The organism is Deltaproteobacteria bacterium (assembly GCA_016235345.1).
Taxonomy (GTDB): domain Bacteria; phylum Desulfobacterota; class Desulfobacteria; order Desulfobacterales; family Desulfatibacillaceae; genus JACRLG01.
On the sequence record JACRLG010000033.1, the window covers coordinates 1 to 18,367 of the forward strand.

The 18,367-nt window shown below is 58.7% G+C and carries 15 protein-coding genes; 7 read left to right on the forward strand and 8 right to left on the reverse strand.

Going from position 1 to position 18,367, the window contains the following annotated elements:
• Nucleotides 1-228 precede the first annotated feature (228 nt).
• From HZB23_15930 to HZB23_15965, 8 genes are all read right to left on the reverse strand, one after another.
• Nucleotides 229-909, reverse strand: a complete 681-nt coding sequence (locus HZB23_15930) for a Crp/Fnr family transcriptional regulator (protein MBI5846147.1) — start codon at nucleotides 907-909, stop codon at nucleotides 229-231.
• 494 nt (nucleotides 910-1,403) lie between these two features.
• Nucleotides 1,404-2,150 (reverse strand): FecR domain-containing protein, encoded by a 747-nt coding sequence (locus HZB23_15935; protein MBI5846148.1) that lies wholly within the window; start codon nucleotides 2,148-2,150, stop codon nucleotides 1,404-1,406.
• 59 nt (nucleotides 2,151-2,209) lie between these two features.
• On the reverse strand, nucleotides 2,210-3,379 hold the full coding sequence (locus HZB23_15940; GenBank protein MBI5846149.1) for an S-layer homology domain-containing protein: 1,170 nt from the start codon (nucleotides 3,377-3,379) through the stop codon (nucleotides 2,210-2,212).
• A 69-nt stretch (nucleotides 3,380-3,448) separates the two neighbouring features.
• Nucleotides 3,449-4,360 carry an LPP20 family lipoprotein gene (locus tag HZB23_15945; GenBank protein ID MBI5846150.1) on the reverse strand — a complete coding sequence of 304 codons (912 nt, stop codon included), beginning with the start codon at nucleotides 4,358-4,360 and terminating at the stop codon, nucleotides 3,449-3,451.
• A gap of 99 nt (nucleotides 4,361-4,459) precedes the next feature.
• Nucleotides 4,460-7,099 (reverse strand): DUF799 family lipoprotein, encoded by a 2,640-nt coding sequence (locus HZB23_15950; GenBank protein ID MBI5846151.1) that lies wholly within the window; start codon nucleotides 7,097-7,099, stop codon nucleotides 4,460-4,462.
• A 7-nt stretch (nucleotides 7,100-7,106) separates the two neighbouring features.
• Nucleotides 7,107-8,570 carry a CHASE2 domain-containing protein gene (locus HZB23_15955; protein ID MBI5846152.1) on the reverse strand — a complete coding sequence of 488 codons (1,464 nt, stop codon included), beginning with the start codon at nucleotides 8,568-8,570 and terminating at the stop codon, nucleotides 7,107-7,109.
• 44 nt (nucleotides 8,571-8,614) lie between these two features.
• The gene (locus HZB23_15960; GenBank protein MBI5846153.1) at nucleotides 8,615-9,394 is read right to left on the reverse strand and encodes a FecR domain-containing protein; all 780 of its coding nucleotides are present in this window, start codon (nucleotides 9,392-9,394) and stop codon (nucleotides 8,615-8,617) included.
• A 220-nt stretch (nucleotides 9,395-9,614) separates the two neighbouring features.
• A complete protein-coding gene (locus HZB23_15965) occupies nucleotides 9,615-11,870 on the reverse strand; it encodes a CHASE2 domain-containing protein (protein MBI5846154.1) in 2,256 nt (751 codons plus the stop codon).
• Between the two features lie 464 nt (nucleotides 11,871-12,334).
• Here HZB23_15965 and HZB23_15970 point away from each other — a divergent pair, with 464 nt between their 5' ends.
• The 7 genes from HZB23_15970 (at nucleotide 12,335) to HZB23_16000 (ending at nucleotide 18,345) form a co-directional block, all read left to right on the forward strand.
• On the forward strand, nucleotides 12,335-12,679 hold the full coding sequence (locus HZB23_15970) for a hypothetical protein (protein ID MBI5846155.1): 345 nt from the start codon (nucleotides 12,335-12,337) through the stop codon (nucleotides 12,677-12,679).
• A 171-nt stretch (nucleotides 12,680-12,850) separates the two neighbouring features.
• Entirely contained in the window at nucleotides 12,851-13,012 is a 162-nt protein-coding gene (locus HZB23_15975) for a hypothetical protein (GenBank protein ID MBI5846156.1), read from the forward strand.
• Nucleotides 13,013-13,300: 288 nt separating this feature from the next.
• Nucleotides 13,301-13,591, forward strand: a complete 291-nt coding sequence (locus tag HZB23_15980; protein MBI5846157.1) for an integration host factor subunit alpha — start codon at nucleotides 13,301-13,303, stop codon at nucleotides 13,589-13,591.
• Between the two features lie 280 nt (nucleotides 13,592-13,871).
• The gene (locus HZB23_15985) at nucleotides 13,872-14,540 is read left to right on the forward strand and encodes a DUF5343 domain-containing protein (GenBank protein ID MBI5846158.1); all 669 of its coding nucleotides are present in this window, start codon (nucleotides 13,872-13,874) and stop codon (nucleotides 14,538-14,540) included.
• Nucleotides 14,541-14,845: 305 nt separating this feature from the next.
• Nucleotides 14,846-16,309: a hypothetical protein gene (locus tag HZB23_15990; protein ID MBI5846159.1), complete on the forward strand. Its 1,464-nt coding sequence runs from the start codon at nucleotides 14,846-14,848 to the stop codon at nucleotides 16,307-16,309.
• Nucleotides 16,310-16,344: 35 nt separating this feature from the next.
• Entirely contained in the window at nucleotides 16,345-16,827 is a 483-nt protein-coding gene (locus HZB23_15995) for a hypothetical protein (protein MBI5846160.1), read from the forward strand.
• A 213-nt stretch (nucleotides 16,828-17,040) separates the two neighbouring features.
• Nucleotides 17,041-18,345, forward strand: coding sequence for a radical SAM protein (locus HZB23_16000; GenBank protein ID MBI5846161.1), 1,305 nt, complete (start codon nucleotides 17,041-17,043; stop codon nucleotides 18,343-18,345).
• Nucleotides 18,346-18,367 lie beyond the last annotated feature (22 nt).

The following is an 18,367-nucleotide window of genomic DNA, read 5'->3' on the forward strand; positions in this document are numbered from 1 at the left end:
CGCAGCTTCTTCGCCGGAGAGCAGCCAGCCCTCAAATTCATGCCCAACGCCGGGTAAGGATACCCCCTGAAGGCTTACGAAAAAGGCTGGAATGAAGCCTGGAAAAAAACGATGAAGCGCAAGGAAGAGTGAAGCGGGCGGGGAGGAATAGTACTTTTCGTACATGACGACCCGCCCGCTTTACTCTGACACAGCGCTTCGCGTTTTTAGACAGGCTGTTATGGATGTTCAGCGCACTCGGCGCAAAAGCCGGGGCACGTCGTTTACGCGAAGGCAGTGCCCGGTGGACGAGACTATGCCCTTCTCCCTTAGGGTGCGCAACTCCTTGTTTATGCTCTCGCGGGTTGCGCCCACCATGTCGGCAAGGTCCTTCTGGGTGAGCCTGAGGCTTATTTCCAAGGCATCGCCGTCCCGCCGCCCGAATGTCTCGCCCAGTTCCAGAAGCTTTTTGGCGAAACGCGCCGGGATGTTCAAAAAACTGGTGTCTTCCAGAAGATCGTCGGTCTTCCGAAGCCTTGCGGATAAAAGGGAGAGTATGGACTCTATGGCCCCGTCGCTCCTCTTTAAAAAATGCATGAAATCGGTGCGGTTTAAAAGAAGGAGCCGGGAGGGGTCCACGGCCACTGCGTCGGCGGAGCGGGGCATCCCGTCCAAAAGGGACATCTCACCAAAAAAATCGCCCTCGGAAAAGATGGTGACTATCATCTCGTCGCCCAGGCGCGATGGCAGGACAATCTTTACGGCCCCGGTCTGAATGATGTAAAGGGTGGTCCCTTCGGACCCCTTGCGGAAAAGTACCTCCCCGGCCTTGACCTTCTGCACACGCAGAAGGCCTGCCAGGCTTGCGCGGTCTTCGGTGGAAAGGCCGGAAAAAAGAGGAATGTGGGCCAGAATTTCCAAGGGCTCCATTGAGTCAACCTTCCGGTGTCGAGTCGTTCGGATACCAACCTGTTGAAAAAGGCTCGATACGAAGCCTGGATACCAGTCTAAATATTGGCGATGAAGCGCGGGCTCTTTCAATTCGCGTTTTAGACAGGCTGATACGGCCAAAATGGCCGGGATGATCCAGGTCCCCTATAACACGCCATTACCCCCCGCGCAACCGCCACCCGCTCCCAAGGCAGGGCCTCCGCATATGGAAAATCTAAATGCTTCAAATCGATTCCAGCAATCCTTGCTAATCGAAACCTATGTTTCATCTTGAGGAGCCTTGTAAAATATTTTGCCTAACTCATTGATAAAACATATTATTAACCATAAAATTCAAGATTTGAAGTTTTTTTTGAAGGGAGGGGAGGGGGTGCGGGGTAGGGAAACTTTTTTTCCAAAAAAAGTTTCCCTACCCTCCCCCGCAATCCTTTCCAAACTTTCCATATGCGTTTGCCCTGGCTCCCAAGTGCAGGCTAACGGAGCTTGTCCCTGGACTGGTTCCAGCGGACCCACTCGTCCCGGTCCTGGATGGGATCGAAGGAGCGGGGCGCGGAGATCGAGCCGTCCGGGCTTATCTTCACCTGCTGCATGTTGGTGACTATGGCCGTCCACTCGGTCATGCTGACCTTGGAGGGGCCCGCAACCGGCACCGGCCCCATAACCTTGGCGGGCTCCGACATGACCGGCGCTCCCGCCGGGGTCTGTGCCGCACCCGCAGGCGGCCTGCCGGTGACCAGCACCTCGCCCCAGTAGACCTTCAGAAGGACCGAGTCATCCCTGTTGACGTTGACGCGGTAGACGGTCCCCCTCACGCCTGCGGTCATGGTGTGGGTGGACACCTCGAAACCGCCGGAAAGGCCTGCGAGTTTGGCCGCCTTGGCCCACAGCTTGCCCATGGACACCCGGATTTTGATGTCCCTTTTCTTTTCAGGGACAAAATCCATGGCCGTAAGGGTCAGGGTGGAGCCCTCATCCACCCGGGCAAGGCTTCCGTCCGGCAGGGTGATCTCCAGGCGGCTCTTTTTCCCCGTGGTCACCATGTCCCCGGCCTTTAAGGGATCGTTCAGCTTCAGGGGCTGGGATGTGGTTACCTCGCTTCTTTCCACGATGGCGTTCCCGGAAATGAAGGTCACCTTCGCCTGGCTGCCTTCTGCGGCCAGGGCCTGGGAAAAAAACGCCACGGACAGAAAAACCACGAGGCAGGCGACTTTTCGCTGCATGACGCCTCCGTTTTCAAGCGCCGCCCCGGTTGGCCGCAGGCGGCGCTTATGTTCGATTGTCAGAAATCCACCTTCAGAAGGGTCTTCATCTGGCGGATGGCCAAAAGAGCATCAGCGCCCGGAACCGTTCCCTGGGGGGCGAACTCGCCGGTGGCCACGTCCCTGGCGGTCATGATGTTGCGGGACGTGCACACCATCACCGCGTTGAAATAGCTCATGTCGCTCCTTATGTCGGGAAAGGGCGACTGGCTGTCTATGAAACGGGTGGCCAGCGCTTCATCGCCCGTGGCCTTGATGAGGATGTCCTCCATCATGAGGGCGAATTCGGCGCGGGTTATGGTGGCGTTGGGCTGAAACGCGCCGTCCGGGTAAAGGGCGAGGCCCCTCACCCCCACCAGAAGCACCGCGTCGATGTCGGTTGCGAGCACGTGGCCCGCCGTATCGCTGGCCCTGGGGCCGGTCGGGGCCGCAGGCTTGGCGGCGTCCTCCGGGCTCTTGAACCGGGTGTCGAAGGTCTTCTTGGCCGCGAACAGGCGGTCGATGTGAAGCTCTTCGATGAAAAGGGCTGCTGCGTCGGCACGGGTGAGAGCCTCCACCAGGGCGATTTTCCTGGCAACCTCGGAGCCCGGCCTTGCCCGCTCGATCTTCTGGATGGTCTCGTACGCCTTGTTGGCCTCGCCCAGAAATTTTCCGTTCAGTTCGACGACCTTTGCGAACATGCGGGCCGCGCCGGAAAATTCATAGGCGTCCTTGTATGCGAGGCCCATGTAATAGTAGGGGGCCGGGTCGTTGGGCGTGAGTTCTTCGGCCTTCTCGAAGGAGGACATCGCCTTCTTCAGCCACCCGGATGAGATTTTCGTCTTGCCCAGGGTAAGCACCCTGATTCCCGCCACCGCCACCTCGGCGTCCTGTACGTCGCCCTTGGCGTGACCTGCGGCCTTGTCCAGGTTTTCCATGGCGGCCTTGAAATCACCGGTGCTGGCTGCGGCGAGAGCGAGCCCGGCCCAGGCTGGCGCGTACTTGGGGTCGAGTTCCGTGGCCATGGTGAATTCACGCCCGGCATCGGCGAATTTCCCGCTGTCCAGAAGTTTGTGGCCGTTGGTCACGTGATGGGCCGGGGTGTCCAGAACCGCCTGGGGAGCGCGTTTTTTGGGGCAGCCCGTGACAAAGACCATGAGCAGGGCCAGTAAAATCATCAAGACTATGGAGGAGCGTCTTTTCATCGTCATGTTTCACTCCTTGCAAGGCTAATGGCAACCGCAACAACTCGTGTCAGTTAAAACCCTGAGACGGAAACCCTAGTCCAGGACGATCATCACCCGGCACTTCTGCAAAAAGGAGAGGTCCTGGCCTGCGGCGCGAAGGGCCGCCGCATCGGCGCGGGAGATCACTATGTCGCTGCGCCCGGCCCCTTCGGTGCGAAGGCCCTTGACCGTTACCGGGGAGTTGGTGACCCTGGAATTGGTCTGGGCCGCGTTGACGTCCTTGGAGTAACCGGCCATGCCCTGCTGAACCGCGTATTCCCTGCTCACCGAGGCGGTGCCGTAAACCTCCTGGCCGTCCTCGTCCACCACCTTGGGGGACATGGCCGGACGGGCGGAAAGGCCGCGCGCGTCAACCACGAGCCCGGTATAAATGCGGGCCGAAGGGGCTGCGGGAGGGGCTGCCGGAGGCGCGGCGGGGGGAGCGACAACTTCCGGGGGGGCCGGGGCGATCACCGAAGGCGGAACCGGCGTGGGCGCGGGACGGGCCTCGACGGGCAGCAGAAGCTGGGTGAAATTGCCGGAAAGCGCCATGCGCACGGTGACTTCCACCGTGCCGTCCGAGAGGTACTCGCGCTTCACGGTCTGAGCGCCCTTCACCATGCCGTCCACCTGGGTCCTTATCACGTCGGAGGTGGTGACAAAATCCTCCACGGTGGTGGAGGAGGTAAGCTGCACGCCCTTGACCACTTCCAGAAGGTTGCGGAAGGCGTCCAGCTGGGCCGCGCGGAGGGCCATGGGCCGGGCCTGGGGCTTGCCGTAGTATTTTTCCGGGGGAGCGCCGGTGCCCACGGCCTCGATCCAGCCCTGGGTCCAGTCAACCTTGCCCTTTCCTCCCACATCCTGGATATATGGGCCATCCTGGGCAAGGGCTTCGGCGGATGAAAAACCCATCCCCAAAAGGGCGACAAAAAACACCAGCGCCAACGTTAGACTGCGCTTCTTCATGGATTCCTCCTTAAGGTTCCTTGTGTGGCGACCCGGCCCGGAAATCTTACGGGCAGGCCATGAAAGAAACAGCGCCTTTTTCGGTTTTCCGGCCAACCATCATTTCATGACAAAGGCGTCCGGGTTCGGAGCTTCGAGCCAGGGGAAAAAGCGCACGTTATCCCCCCATATCACCGAGTTGTCGGGCTTTTCCACGCCCCACCAGTTGTCCGTGGCCAGTATCTCTATGCTGGTGAAGGCCTGGAGCCCCACGGCGTTTTCCGTTATGTTGCAGTAGGCGATTCTTGGGTGCGAAACCCCCAGGCATTCTATGCCGCCGCTTCCACTGTTTTTCTCGATGGTGGAATAAAGCACCTTGGGCGCGGCGTCGTTGGTGGTGCGTATGCCCCTTTGCTTGCAAAGGCTTATGTGGCAGCGAGTGATGTCGCTCTCCCCGCGCTCCACGTTGAAGCCGGTGGCCGCGTGACGCACCGCGCAGTACTCGAAAACGCTGGCCGCCGGGCTTTTGAGACTCACCGCCTCGCCGTAATCGCCGGGAGCCGGGCTTGCCGCCGCGCTTTCAAACACTATGGGGGCGTCGGCCCTGCCGCGCGCCCAGACAGCGCCGTCGTTCACCGAAAGGGACGCCCCGGCCTCGTACCTTATAATCACCCCTGGCTGGATGATGAGAAGCGCCGAGCCGTCTAGGATGAATTCACCCGCAATTGTATACGGGCTTTTGGCCAAAAGCAAGAAGGCGTCCTTGTCGGCCCTGCCGGAAAGCCTGCTTTCCAGGACCGGAAAGGCTTTCATCCTGCCCGTCGGCCAGGGGCTTTCCAGGATGCCGTAAAGCTCCACCCGGCCCGATATGCGGGCAAGCACCTCCTTGACGTCGGCGGTCCCCCAGTAGTTGCCGGTGGCGGTCACCGGCTTTCCCGAAAAGGGGCCTTCGGCGTCAAAGGGATGGTTGTCGTAGATGTTGTTGCCGGATATATCCGCTGCGCCGTCCAGGGCGCGGACTCCGCCCCCAAGATTCTTGGTTATGGAAGTGGCCGTTATCACCGGGGCAGCGCCCTTTTCCACAAGGACCCCGGCCTCGCGGTTGCCCCTTATGATGCTGCCCGAAACCCTGGGCCTTGAAAAGGAGCCTGAGGCCGTAAGCCCCGTGCCGTTGTTTTCAAGCTCGCAGGAGGTGACGGAGGGCGAGGCCGAAATGCAGGTGACCGCCGTGGAGGCCCCGGTTATCCGGCAAAAGGAAAGGACGCTCGACCGCTCGGCGGTGTCCTCGAAAACGATTCCACCCCATACGCCCTTTTCGGGCCCGGAAAACCTTATGAGATCGGAGGGCGTTCCAAGGGCCGAAATCCTTCCCTTCACCACCAGCGCCCCTCCGTTGGATATCACCTCCGTGCCGGGCTGGATGGTTAAAAGGGTGTCGGCGGCCACGGTAACGTCGCCTTCCAGGATATATGGCCCGGCCCCGGCCCGCCACACGGCGTCGGCTGGTATGGCCCCGCTTACCCTTACAGGCCCCGGAGCAACCGCCACGCCCTCCGCCACCGCAGAGGGGGGGCTCTCGTTACCGGCCCGGTCCAGGGCCGTTATCCTGTAAAAGCGGGCGATCAGGTTTTCCCTGTCCTTTGCCGTAAAGCCGGAAAACTCGGTGTCGGCAAGCGCGCCGAAACCCGTGAGGGGCGTGGCGCTCTCGTAAACCCGGTAGGCGGCAAGGTCGGGCTCGGTGTTCTTGTTCCACGAAAGAAGGATTTCGCGGTTTTTGCCTTTGGAGGAAAGCCCCGTGGGGGCCTTGGGCGGGGTGGTGTCCAGGCTCACCGTTCCCACCGGGTCCACCCAGGATGACGCGTTTCCGGCGTTGTCGGCAAGGTGCCCGGTGACCAGGGCGTCGGCAAGGCCGTCCCCGGGCCGGACGGTGTAAACCCCTATGTATTCGCCCGGCTCCCTTTCATCCAGGGCGATCTTGATCTTCGACTCGCCGAATTCCGCCCAGGCGGTCATGTGGGGGGTGCCTCTTACGCCCACCTGAATCCTGTCCCCCGCCTTTTTGGGCTTGTTCTGCGTGTCCTGCACCACAAGCGTTATTTCGGGCGGACGCCTGGCATCCCTCAGGGCGGGTTCGGGAATGGTTTTCACCATGTCCCGGAAAAGATCGTCGCAGGCGCGGAAAAGCTGGATGTCCCTCACGTTCATGGCGGTGCCGAACACGGTGCCGATTAACCCGCCGATGCTCAGGGGGACGCCGCCCGCCCGGTAATGGACGGTGTGCCGGGCCTTCCACAAAAGCGCGCCGGAAGCGGTGTCGTACATGGAAACATCAGCCCCCACGGCCACGTCGGAGTAGATCACGGCAAAGAGCTTGTCGAAATCCGAAACGCGCCCGATGACCACCGCGTCCACCTTGAGTATTTCACCCAGCCGCTGGGGGGTGGCCAGGGCCAGTTCCTTGGGATTGGCCAGACCGTTCATGGCCAGAAGCTGGTCTATTTTGAAAAACTCCATGTCCTGATAGTTCAAGGACGAAAAATGGTTGTAAAAGCCCCGGCGCACCACCGCCGCGCCCTGGGCCGAGCCCGATTCGTCCGTAAAGGGCAGAACAGCCACGGTCCTGGGCTTCTTCTTGTCCATGGCCGGGCTTTTCTCGTAGGTTCCGCCGAACTTGACGGGCTTGGTCCCCGCCCCGGCGCAGCCGGTAAGGAAAAAAATTCCCACGAAAAGCGGTATGATGAAAAATCGCGCGGATTTCATTTTCCGGTCATTCCTTGGGCGCGTCAGCCGTCGCAGGCTGGGCCAGAAGCGTTTCCACGTCCTTGTATTCACCCACTATTATATAGGCCAGAAGCAACTGGATTATAAGCGCAGTCGGCTTCACGAAAAAGTCGAAATAAAGAAACAGAACAAAAAGAACCACATACAACTGGAGCACCTGCACCAGAAGGTCCTGGACCCTCGAACGGGTCCGCCTGACCAGAAGAACCGTGAAACGCGCCACGTAGCTGTTTTTGAGCCAGTGGAAATAAGGGGCGAACCTTGTAAGGGCCGCCTGTACCCTCTTGAACCTAAGGTCGAAGCCATTCGCAAGCCACATGGGAACCACGCGCCTGAAAAGAGCCTTCAAAAGCCCTATCACGAACCCGTCGCCCGGCTTCTTGTTGTAAAATATAAAGGTGTAGAAAAGGGCGGCGAGACATAAAAGCACATAATACTCTTTTGGGGTGAGTTCGTCCAGAAGCCGGTTTTCCTCTAGGGCCAGCAAAAGGTTGGCGTGAACCTTTACCCCCGGAACGTAGCCGTAAACCGGCACCAGCTTGTTGTCCCCAAGGCCGGTGGCGGTGGCGGCCACGAAGACCACCTTGTCCCTGAAAAATTCAGCCGGAACCCGGCCCCGCACCACGTCCGAGAAGGAAATCTGCCTTATGCGGTACTGGTCCTCAAGAAGCGGAATCCTGGTGCGAAGGTCTGCGTCGGAAGGAACGGCCCTTTCGCCCACCCGTATCTTTCCACGGGAAAACCGGACCGACTCCCTGGGTATTCCCGAAATCGCCCGGTAAACCTCCAGTGCCACGGTCGGATAGACCTTGCCGTTGACGTTGAAGACCACCGGCAGCTTTCTCAGAACTCCGTCGGTGTCCGCGTATGCGTTGGCGATGCCGAAGCCCGAAAGGGACTCATAAACCGGGGTTATCATGGAGAAAAAGCCGCCCTCCTGAACCGCCCGACTCTTTATGTTCGACAGCCCCCCGTAGGCACCCCGGTCGAACATGTGGCCTGCGTGATCTTCGGACGCGGCGAAATGAACGGAGAACACCCTGCCCTTTTTCATGGCCTCGCCCAAGGCGCGGTCCACCGCCGGGTCCGGGTGCGGATCGGCGAACAGGATGTCGAAAACCACGGCGCGGGGCCTGCCGGAAACCAGGTTTCTGAGGCCCGCCACGTGATACATGCGGTAGGTTTCGGGGTTGTAGGCCCCAAGCTCCTCCAGGCTCTTGTCGTCTATGCCCACGATGACAACGTTGGATGGCTTCTGGGACTCATTGGCCGAAAGCCTTATGCGGCTTGCCAGAAACTGGCCGTAAAGGGCGTTGTCCAGCTGGGTCACCATGTTGAAGAAGATGCCCTTGGACACTATGGAGACCAGAAGAAGGCCGAAACCCATGAGCGCCAGCCCGAAAACGGCGGCTATGCGGCTGGACAGGCGTATGGGACCAATTCGGTCCATTTTCCCCTTTTCCCGGGTTACCGGAGTGATCGAAATTTTTCCCGCTACTTGGCTTCGGGGTCTTCGGGCGCGATCAACTGATCCCTCATCCTGTCGCGCTCGCGGTTCCACTTGAGCCAGGAGTCGGTTTCCGCCTCGTCTGCGGCAACGTCGGAAAGGGCGAAGCCGCCTTTCGCGTCCACCCTTATGCGCTGCATGGCGGCTACTATCTGGACCCATTTTTCCATGGTGACGGGTGTAGGTCCCGCCACCGGGCTCGGACCAGCCACCTTTTCCGGCCTGTCCTGGGATTTTTTCGCGCTCCCGGAATATCTCCTGTCGAAAACCTGGGCCCAGGTCTCCACCCTGCCCTCGAAAACCGAGATGGTGGTTTCGGCGGCCTGGGCGTTCACGTCAAAGGCCGTGCCCCTTATGGCGCACACGGCCTTGTCGGTGGAAACCTTGAACTCGGAGTTCTTGCCCACGGCGGTCCGGGCGTTCACCCACAGGCGTCCTGCGGTGGAAAAGACGTTCACCACCCTGCCCTTCCCGGCGAAACTGGCCTTTTCAACCCGATGGCGACCGTTCGCGCCCATGCGTAGGATGGAGCCGTCCGAAAGGGTGAGTTCAGCCGTGGAGTCGGCCCCGGTCCTTATGGTGTCGCCTATGTATATGGGAGCGTCCAGGCCTGCCTTGCGCCAGGCCGCCCCCTTTGCCTGCACCATGACCTCGCCCGTGTAGAAACTGAGCGTCCCGGCGGCCCCGCCCCTGGGCGCGGCGAAAAGCACTGCGGCAGAAGAGAGAACGGCCAGGGCGACGACAAAAACAACCAGGGATTTTTTCATTTTATTTTCCCGTTTCATTTCCCGCAAAAGTGAGTCGAAAAACCTCTGCCTGACAGGCTGATGAAAAACGATGAGCTGCAAGGCGCGCGAGCGAGCTGCGAGGGCGCGTACCCGCCCAAGAAATCGAAGAGTTCTTGGGCTAAATCAGGATGTTCGTACGTAACCGAGCGGCGATGCGATGCGCAACACAGCAGATCGCGTTTTTCGACAGCCTGTCAAATTACTTACTTTTCATGGAATAAGCCCTGTTCCACTTGGAAGGGGGCGGAGAAACCTTGTAGTTCTGGCAGCGCCGGAACATCTCCATGCTGGGCCCATCCGTGGGAAGGGCGGCAAGGGCGTCCGAAAAATGGGCTATGGCCTCGTCCCACTTCAAGGCCCGGTAGGCGGCAAGCCCCCTGGCGTAGTGATGGTTGGCCTCGGTCTGGGCGGGGAGAACCTCCCCCGGAAGTCCCTGAACCTCGTACACGGTTATGGGCTCGCCCTTGCCTATGACCATGACGAGGTCAAGCTCGCGGGCCGCGATCACGTGGCTGGCCTCCGAGAATGTGCTGCCCGATATCATGACGTAGGTGCCGTAGATTTTGTTGACGCCTTCCAGGCGGGCGGCGGTGTTAACGGTATCACCCATCATGGTGTAGTCCATTCGCATGGCCGAGCCCATGTTGCCCACGACGGCCTTGCCGGTATTCATGCCGATGCGCATGTGAAGCGCGGGCCTGCCCTCAGCCGCCAGTTTTTTCCTAAGCTCCGCGAGCCTTTTCTGCATCTTCACGCAGGCCACGCAGGCCTTGGCGGCGTGATCGGGCAAATCGTTGGGGGCCCCGAAAAAGGCGATTATGGCGTCGCCCTCGTACTTGTCCACCGTGCCCATCTCACCCAGTATCACGTCACTCATCTCGGTGAGGAACTCGTTAAGAAGCGCCACCAGCTCATGTGCCGAAAGGCGCTCGCTGATGGAGGTGAAGCCCTGGAGGTCGGAAAAAAACGCTGTGATTTCGCGTTCCTCGCCGCCCAGGGCCAGCTTGTCCGGGTTCTTTATTATCTCCGACACCACCGATGGGGCCAGATAGGTGGAAAAGGCGTTTTTGAGGAAGCGCTTTTGTTTCTCCTCTGAGATGTACTTGTAGGCTGTCATGGCCACGTAGGTGGTGATCATGGCCGCGCCCGGATAGAGGATGTTCAACAAAAGTCCCTGGCTTGAAAAGAGGAACTGGCACATGATTAGATAAAAAGCGAAAATGCCTGCGGAAACCATAGCGCCGAAGGCTATGCGGCTTCTGGGAACGAAAAACCCTATTATGGCGGACAGGAATGCGATGGCGGCAAGGTCGAAGATGGTGGCCCAGTTGGGCCTCCACAGGTAATCCTCGTGCAGGATGTTGTCCACCACGTTGGCGTGGATTTCAAGACCCGGATAAATTTCCGAAAAGGGCGTGACCCGAAGGTCGAAGATGCCCACCGCAGTGGCCCCAACGAGGACTATCTTGCCTTTCAGGTTCTCCCTGGGAACCCGGTTTTCTATGATGCTGGAAACCGAGATGTGCGGAAAAGTCTTGGCCCCGCCCCGGTAATTGATCAGCAGATGCCCGGTCTCGTTCACCGGTATTTCGTGGGAGCCGCTTCTTACGTGGCTCACGCCGAAATCCTCTATTTCAAGGGAGAGTTCCTCGTTCCGAAAGGCCCGCACCGCCATGAGGGCCAAAGGCGCGTGAAAGTGGTTTTCGCACTTTATCACCATGGGCATCCAGCGCACGGTGCCGTCCTTGTCGGGCACCATGTTGAAATAGCCCGAATAATCGGTGGTCTCGGCTATCATCTTTATGTTGGCCGCAGGCATGATGGCCGTGCGGAGCCCGGTGAACCTGCGGCCCTCTTTGGTCTCCCGAATCTTCTGAAAGCGGCCCGAACGCACGTTTTCAACCTGGGAATCAATCTCGCCCTGGTCCAGCCGCCCAAGCTCCTTGCGGTCCATGTGGAAAAAATAGCCCAGGACCACCTTGGTTTTGGACGCTTTTATGGTATCGGCCAGAATCCGGTCGTTGTCCCCGGCCTCCTTCAGCCGCCCGAAGCTCTCGGAAAGGTTGGGGGTGAGCGCCCCGGCCTCCTTCACCAGGCGCTCGGCCTCCTCCACCGGTTTTATGGTGTTGTTGGGGTCCGGCTCCAGGAAACCGATATCCAGGGCCACCACGGCGGCCCCGGCGTCGGCCAGGTTTTTGATCATGCGGGCTATCTTTTCGCGGGGCCAGATCCACTTGCCCTCTTCCTTCAGGCTCTGCTCGTCGATGACGGCCAGCACCACTTCGGGCCCCACCGGGCGCTCGCCCCTGAACCTGAACCTGAGATCGACCGTGTTCAACTCCACCATGTCCAGGAAGGACAGCTGGGAGACATAGGCTGCGGTCCAGGCCAGAACGATGATGACGGTGAGCATGGCTGGGCCGGGCTTTACGAGGCGACGGAATAATCCGGTCATGGGTGCTCGCTTCGCCTTGGGGTGAATGGAAATGGAGGATATTGACAAATTTTTCACTCGCTTCCGCGTTTAATATCCCAAGGAGCGGTCCGAGGTCAAGCCCAAGGTGTCGCGCGGCTGCGGGATGGGGAGGAAAGCAGGGTTTCCCGCGCCGTTAACGCCCGGAATCCGTTTCCTGACCCAACGTTCATCGAAGCCGTGCGACAGGTTTTCAGGTTCCGCCCGCCCGGAACGGGAGGCGCAAGGAAGGGCAATTTCGGCCCCGCCGGGTCATCTGACGGGAAATCGGCATATTCGGCTCGCTAAGTGATTGACAATGCATTTAAATTTGGTTATCTTCAAAAAAAATGACGCAGACGTACAAAAAAGGTTGTTCGCGCCGAATCCCACCTGCCTGGGCTCTGACCCGGCCATTGGGGATGACGCCGCCAAAATACACTACCGGTTGATTCGGAAGGCGCTTCATGAAGTGCATCGACGGCATCGAGGGCGTGTTGCGGGAGGTCATCACGGGCTTCGTGGGCCTTTACGAAACCGATGAGGTCGACGCAATGACCTATATCCGTTTCGCCAAAAGCCTCATCGAGTCGGCCTCGGCCTTTGTCTCGGCCAACCCCGAAATAACGACGCCGGCGGCTTTTCTGCAAAACGTGCTTTACGACGACGCCCGAAACGGCTTTCTGGACGCCCTTGGCCGGAAACGCGACAACGACTCCGAGGCCGACGGGGAGCCGTGCTGCAATCCCAAAGAGGGCTATTCGGAGCATTTTTTCGATTATGCGTATAGGTTGGACACCTATCCCGATTAAAACGTCCTTGAGCGCCCGTCTAAAAACGCGAATTGACAGTGCCCGTGCTTCATCGCCAATATTCAGACTGTTATCCGGGCTTCGCTTAGCGCCTTTTTCAAAGGACTTACAATATTTTTTGGCCTCTTTGGGAGGCTGCATCATAACAATTTGCCGTTACGGAGCAGTGCGGTGGATGACAATTTCGACGCAGGCATCATGGCCGAGCTTGACAGCATCATGAAAAACGTTGACAACGTTGTGAAAAGACTCGAAGAAGCAGGTTACGGCATCAAGGGCGCATCCGGGGACGGATCGGGAGAATCCGCAGAAGGCGTCGGGCGCAAGTCCTGACCCTCACGGCGTCGGCGGACATCGGCCCGCCTCCCGGCCTCTTTGTCGCGCCCGGCCATTTACCCCGGCAATCGGGCGCGGTTTATAAGCCCCGGAAATTTGTTTCCAAGATATTAGAAGGAGCGCTATTTATTTCCATTTTTCGCTTCCACGAAAAAAGGGTGGGGGCAGAAGATCGGGGCATTTCTTCTCCGGGCCGGATTCCCTTAAAAAAGGGAAAAGAATCATGCTCCGCTTAATAACCCAACAATAACGCGGTACTCACCCCTGGCCGCCACGGGAGGCCTCATGGCTCTGACCAAAAGCGACATCGTTGAAAAAATCTACAACCTCGGTTTTTCCAAGAAAGAATCCGTGGACATTGTCGAAGATCTCATAGAGATCATCAAAAAAAGCCTTCAGGAAGGTGAAGACGTCCTGATTTCCGGCTTCGGCAAGTTCTGCGTCAAAAAGAAGACCGAGCGGCGCGGGCGCAACCCCGCCACGGGTGAAGACCTCATGCTCCGCCAGCGGCAGGTGGTCACCTTCAAGTGTTCGGGCAAGCTCCGGGACAAGATCAACGAGGGCTCCGGCGACTGAGCCCTTTCCGGGCCGCCTTGCCCGTTTTCCCCGCCACTCACCTGAAGCCCATATCAAAAAAGGCTCTACGCGAAACCTGGATGCCATTTTTGATGATGGCGGTGAACAACGCTAAAGTATAGCGTTTTCAGGCAGGCTGTGAAGCCTGGATAAAAACGATGAAGCGCAAGGAGTGCGAGCGAGCGGCGAGGGAGCGTACGCCTTTGTACGTGACCGAGCCGCGAGGCGATGCACGACACAGCGATTCGCGTTTTTATACAGGCGCAAATTGGAGGCCGTTATGCCGGAGGAAGAAACCCCCTTTCCCACCATGCCCATACTGCACTGGTGGACGTTGCGCAAACGCTTCAAGGAGCGCATCGCGGACATCGTCCCCGGAATCGTCACCGACAAGTACGTTGCCGGGGTTCTGAACGTAAGGGAGGCGACGGTCACAACCTCTGTCACGCCCTGCCTCAAGGCCGTGGGCATACTGGCCGCAGACAACCGCACCACCGACCGCATGGAGCGCTGGCTTGCGGACGACAAATACGCCGGGGTCTGCCGGGAAATACTGGCTGACGTCTATCCTGCGGAGCTTTTGCAGGCGGTTCCAGACCCTTCGGCCAACAGGATCGACGCAGAGAACTGGTTCGCCTCCCACACAGGGACCGGGCCCGTGGCCGCCCGCAAGATGACCGCCTTTTTCAGCCTGCTCAGGGACGCGGACCTTTCCAAGAGCCACGGCGCAAGGCCGCCCGCCCGCCGGGCTGACTCTTCGGAGGCCGCAGAAGGCTCGGGCCTTGAAATCTTTTCCCAAAAACTTTCGGGCCTTATCGCAAAAACAGGAGGAAAGGTGCGGCCCGTTGTCCAGGTCACCTTTCAGGTGGTGATAACCCCCGAAACCACGAATGACCAGATAGATTACGTTTTCGCACAGCTTGCGCGCATGAGCCGCCAGGACGATTGAAAAGGCCAGCCGAGTGGCCTTTTTTTGAGGCCCCCGGCGAGGCTTCCCGCCTGCCGTCTTCCCTGCAATCCGCATTTTCCAGCCACCGGACACGCTGCTTACGGCCAACCTTTCGGGTGGCCGGTCGAATTTTTTCGCGGACCAGAACCTGCTGCCCTGCAAAAAAATCCCTTTGCCTTAAGGCTATGCTAAAATGGATCGTGATTAAAAATTTCAAGTACGCCATCAAAACCCTATGGAAAACCTTCGGGTTTTTTTAAGGGCTCATCAACAAAATCTTACCGGGTACACGACATGGGGGGGCCATGCGGGAAGTTTTGCTTGCGATTCTGCTTATAGGGGCGACCGGAATATACAATTTCGACGACGCCCTTCTCGATTCAGCCCCGAACAGGCAGGGGGCGGAGGCGATCCATGACCTATTGAGCTTCTTCAACGGCCCGGACATCGTCATGGACCAGCCCACCGGGGCTTTTTTCGACTATGTGGCGGACAGCCTGGAAAATTTCAGCTTTCCCAGGTTTTACGCCAACAAGTTCATGAGGGCGCTTCCGGGCGGCTTCCGGGGCGTGGCCATCCAGGGCGCGCGCGGCACCGCCGGATACAACTGGCGGCTTTCCATGGCCGACATCGAGTGCATGGAGCCCAACGGCCTGGGAAATTTCATAGCCGAGCTGGGGCTCAAAAAGACCGCCGGGCCGACCTATCTGGGAAGGATCAGGGCCAAGATCGGAACCGGGATGCTTTCCCATGAAAACACCGTCGCCTTCACCACCGGGCTTTTGAAGGTGACCGCGCCGGAAAACGTCTTCGCCATGCAGTCCCTGAAGGGCCGCGACACCCGCATGATCCCGGAGGAGGCCCTCCAGGTCATAGCCGAGTTCTACAAGGCCTTCCCGCGTTTCGCCGTGGTTTTCAAGAAATACATTTATATCTACCACAGCCTTCTGCGGCGGGACCGGTTGGGCGGCACCGAATTCACCCGCTCCACCGTGCGGGCCTTTTTCCGAATGGAGGAGATTTCAAAGGATTTTCCGGCCCTTTATCAGTTCGTGAAGGACATAAAGGGCTTTTTCCGAATCCGCGTCACCCTCAAAAACAGGCAGGGCAACATCCTTTCGGAAATGCTCGTCGACGCCAAGGAGGATTTCTTCTCCCTCAAATCCCTCACCAGAGACGGAAAAATAATTCCCTTCGACGCCAAGGGCAACCCGGTCTTTTCCGAGGCCGTGCTTCTCACCGCGCTGACGGATTATTCCTTCGACGTTTTCATAGACAACCACGTTGACGTTTATGGGCTAAAATTTGACACCCCCCGCATACGGTTCTCCTGCCGGTATCAGAACACCCCCAAGGCGGGAAGCCTGGACATCCGCCTGGCCGAGTCACCGAAAACCAGGGTCACGGGCAAGTTGGGCGACGTTGTTCCGGCCTGGCTCGTCAACATGGCCATTCCAAGCGACATGGCGGGCCAGGTCAACTCCGCCGCCGATGTTTTTTTCAGGGCGAACAACGGCCAGGGCACCAATCTGCGCCTTTCCTTTGACACGACCTACCAAGATGACGTAGTGTTGCGGGTCAACGGCGGCACGGAGTTTCTGGACAACTTTTTCACGGGCTTCACCCTTTCCACCCTTTCCCACCGGCTGCAGATAAAGGAAGGGGTCCGCAAGGAGGCCATGAAATTCTTCCGGCAGGCCGTGGCCGGGCTTCTCGCCGACGTGGACACCTATCGCAAAAGGACCGGGCCGAGGCCCCCAAAAAAGTGAACAGCCAACGACTTAATAACCCTTCGGAGCCATAAATGAAAAGAACGCTTTTGATTTTCGCCCTCACAGCCGTCCTCGCAGCTTCTTTCGGCTGCGACAGGGCCGCCTCCTTCAAATCCATCACGGGCGATTATGCGGTGGACATCGTAAAGAGCCTGGAGATAATCAAGACCACCGACCGCTACAAGGCCCTTCCCAGGGAAAAGCAGGCCGAGGTGGAGGCCATGTTTTCAAGCGTGGTCAAATCCAGCAGGCTCAACCTTGCCGAGAACAAGCTCACGGTGGTTGTGGAGGGCCGGCAGGTGGAGATTCCCATAACGAGCGTGAAGAAAACCGAAAACGGGTTTGAAATAACCAGCAAGATCGAGCCTCCGCCGAATGCCGCCAAGGCCCCCGGAGCCCCTGCGCCAGCGCCCAGAATCCTAAACCTTGGAATAAAGGTGGACGAAGACAGGATTCAGTTCTTCATGGCCGGAAATCCGGGGCTGTCGCAGCATATCTGGAAGAAGACATCCTGACCGCCCGTATAAAAACGCGAACTGCTGTGTCAGGCATCAAAGCCAATTTCGGTCACGTACGAAAAAGTACGCTCCCTCATTGGCTTTTCGCCTTCCTTGCATTTCATCGTTTTTATCCAGGCTTTGTATCCAAATATCGCGATCGGAAATTTCCATGCCTCCCCCATCAGGGCGGTCGGGGGACTTTGCAGGGCTTTTAAGGACTTGTTATAAATGAAAATTCTCTTCACCACCCAGTTCATCGAAAAAAACGGCTGGTACGAGTATTTCAGCAACAACTCCAAAAGCGTCTTCCGGCTGGTGTATCCCCTGAAGCGCGCCTACGGCATCCGCTTCATCAAGCAGAACGTGCCGAACATTGAGATGCTGGAGTTCCCCCTCTGGGAGGACTACGTAAAAAAGCTCTCCGAGGGCTGGGACGTGGTGGGTTTTTCCTTCCTCACCCAGCACACGGGAAGAATAGTGAAGATGGCCGAGGCGGCAAGGAAGGCCGGGGTGAAGGTCCTGTGGGGCGGCAACTACGGCGTGACCAACCCTGAGGTGGCCGGCCTTTTCGACCGCACCTTCACGGGCTACGCGGAACGCGAGGTGGCCGAGGCCCTGGGAGCCCCCTTCGAGCGCCTCAGGCACCCGCCCCTCATAGACCAGTGGTACATCTCGCCCTCGCCCGTAAAGGTCCAGCTCGTGGGCCAGATGCAGACCTCGCGCGGCTGCCCCATGAAATGCTCCTTCTGCCACACCCCCCGCTGGGAGCCAAAGCCATACGGCCTTCCCATCGAGAGCCTGGACGAAACCATGCGCTTCATGAAGTCCAAAAGGGTGGACTGGATCGCCGTGCACGACGAAAACTTCGGCATCATGCACGATCACTCCCAAAAGGTCCTGGAGCTTTTCCGCAAGCACCGCCTGTTCTGGACCCCCCAGAGCAGGCCCGAAATCGCCCTGAAACGCCTGGACGAGTGGTGCGACGCCAACTTCATGGGCATGGGCCTTGGCATCGAAAGCGTGGAGCAACAGGCCCTCGAAAACTGGGACAAGAACCTAAGGGCCGGAATCGTGATGGAGCTCGCCGAGGAGCTTCACAGGCGGGACCGCTACATCTTCGGCTTCTACATGATAGGAAACGAGCACGCCACCTACGAGTCCACCATAGAGGAGATAGAGACCCTGGCCAGGTACGACATCGATTACGTCAACCTGACCGTGGCCACCCCCTATCCCGGAACCCCTCTCTTCGACCAGACCGAGGAAAAATACGGCTTTTTCAACAAGGACTGGAGCCTCTTCGACACCAAGCGCCTTGTGTGGCGGCACCCCAACATCACGCCCGACCAGATGCTGAAACTCCACGAGTACGCCTGCCTTCGCATCAACACGCCCCAAAGGCTTTTTAAGTTCATGACGCGCATCTACAAGAACTACGCCAGAAATCTCAAGAGCTACGCCAAGGCAGGCGCGCTCGTTTCATCGTTTCCCATAAAGAGCTACATGCTCGATAAAGAGCTGCCCTTCCTTTAGGGCTGGAGTCATACGGAGGCTT

Coding starts and splice junctions, on each gene's coding strand:
- HZB23_15930 (MBI5846147.1), bottom strand. CDS start 909: ATGGAGCCCTTGGAAATTCTGGCCCACATTCCTCTTTTTTCCGGCCTT.
- HZB23_15935 (MBI5846148.1), bottom strand. CDS start 2,150: ATGCAGCGAAAAGTCGCCTGCCTCGTGGTTTTTCTGTCCGTGGCGTTT.
- HZB23_15940 (MBI5846149.1), bottom strand. CDS start 3,379: ATGACGATGAAAAGACGCTCCTCCATAGTCTTGATGATTTTACTGGCC.
- HZB23_15945 (MBI5846150.1), bottom strand. CDS start 4,360: ATGAAGAAGCGCAGTCTAACGTTGGCGCTGGTGTTTTTTGTCGCCCTT.
- HZB23_15950 (MBI5846151.1), bottom strand. CDS start 7,099: ATGAAATCCGCGCGATTTTTCATCATACCGCTTTTCGTGGGAATTTTT.
- HZB23_15955 (MBI5846152.1), bottom strand. CDS start 8,570: ATGGACCGAATTGGTCCCATACGCCTGTCCAGCCGCATAGCCGCCGTT.
- HZB23_15960 (MBI5846153.1), bottom strand. CDS start 9,394: ATGAAAAAATCCCTGGTTGTTTTTGTCGTCGCCCTGGCCGTTCTCTCT.
- HZB23_15965 (MBI5846154.1), bottom strand. CDS start 11,870: ATGACCGGATTATTCCGTCGCCTCGTAAAGCCCGGCCCAGCCATGCTC.
- HZB23_15970 (MBI5846155.1), top strand. CDS start 12,335: ATGAAGTGCATCGACGGCATCGAGGGCGTGTTGCGGGAGGTCATCACG.
- HZB23_15980 (MBI5846157.1), top strand. CDS start 13,301: ATGGCTCTGACCAAAAGCGACATCGTTGAAAAAATCTACAACCTCGGT.
- HZB23_15985 (MBI5846158.1), top strand. CDS start 13,872: ATGCCGGAGGAAGAAACCCCCTTTCCCACCATGCCCATACTGCACTGG.
- HZB23_15990 (MBI5846159.1), top strand. CDS start 14,846: ATGCGGGAAGTTTTGCTTGCGATTCTGCTTATAGGGGCGACCGGAATA.
- HZB23_15995 (MBI5846160.1), top strand. CDS start 16,345: ATGAAAAGAACGCTTTTGATTTTCGCCCTCACAGCCGTCCTCGCAGCT.
- HZB23_16000 (MBI5846161.1), top strand. CDS start 17,041: ATGAAAATTCTCTTCACCACCCAGTTCATCGAAAAAAACGGCTGGTAC.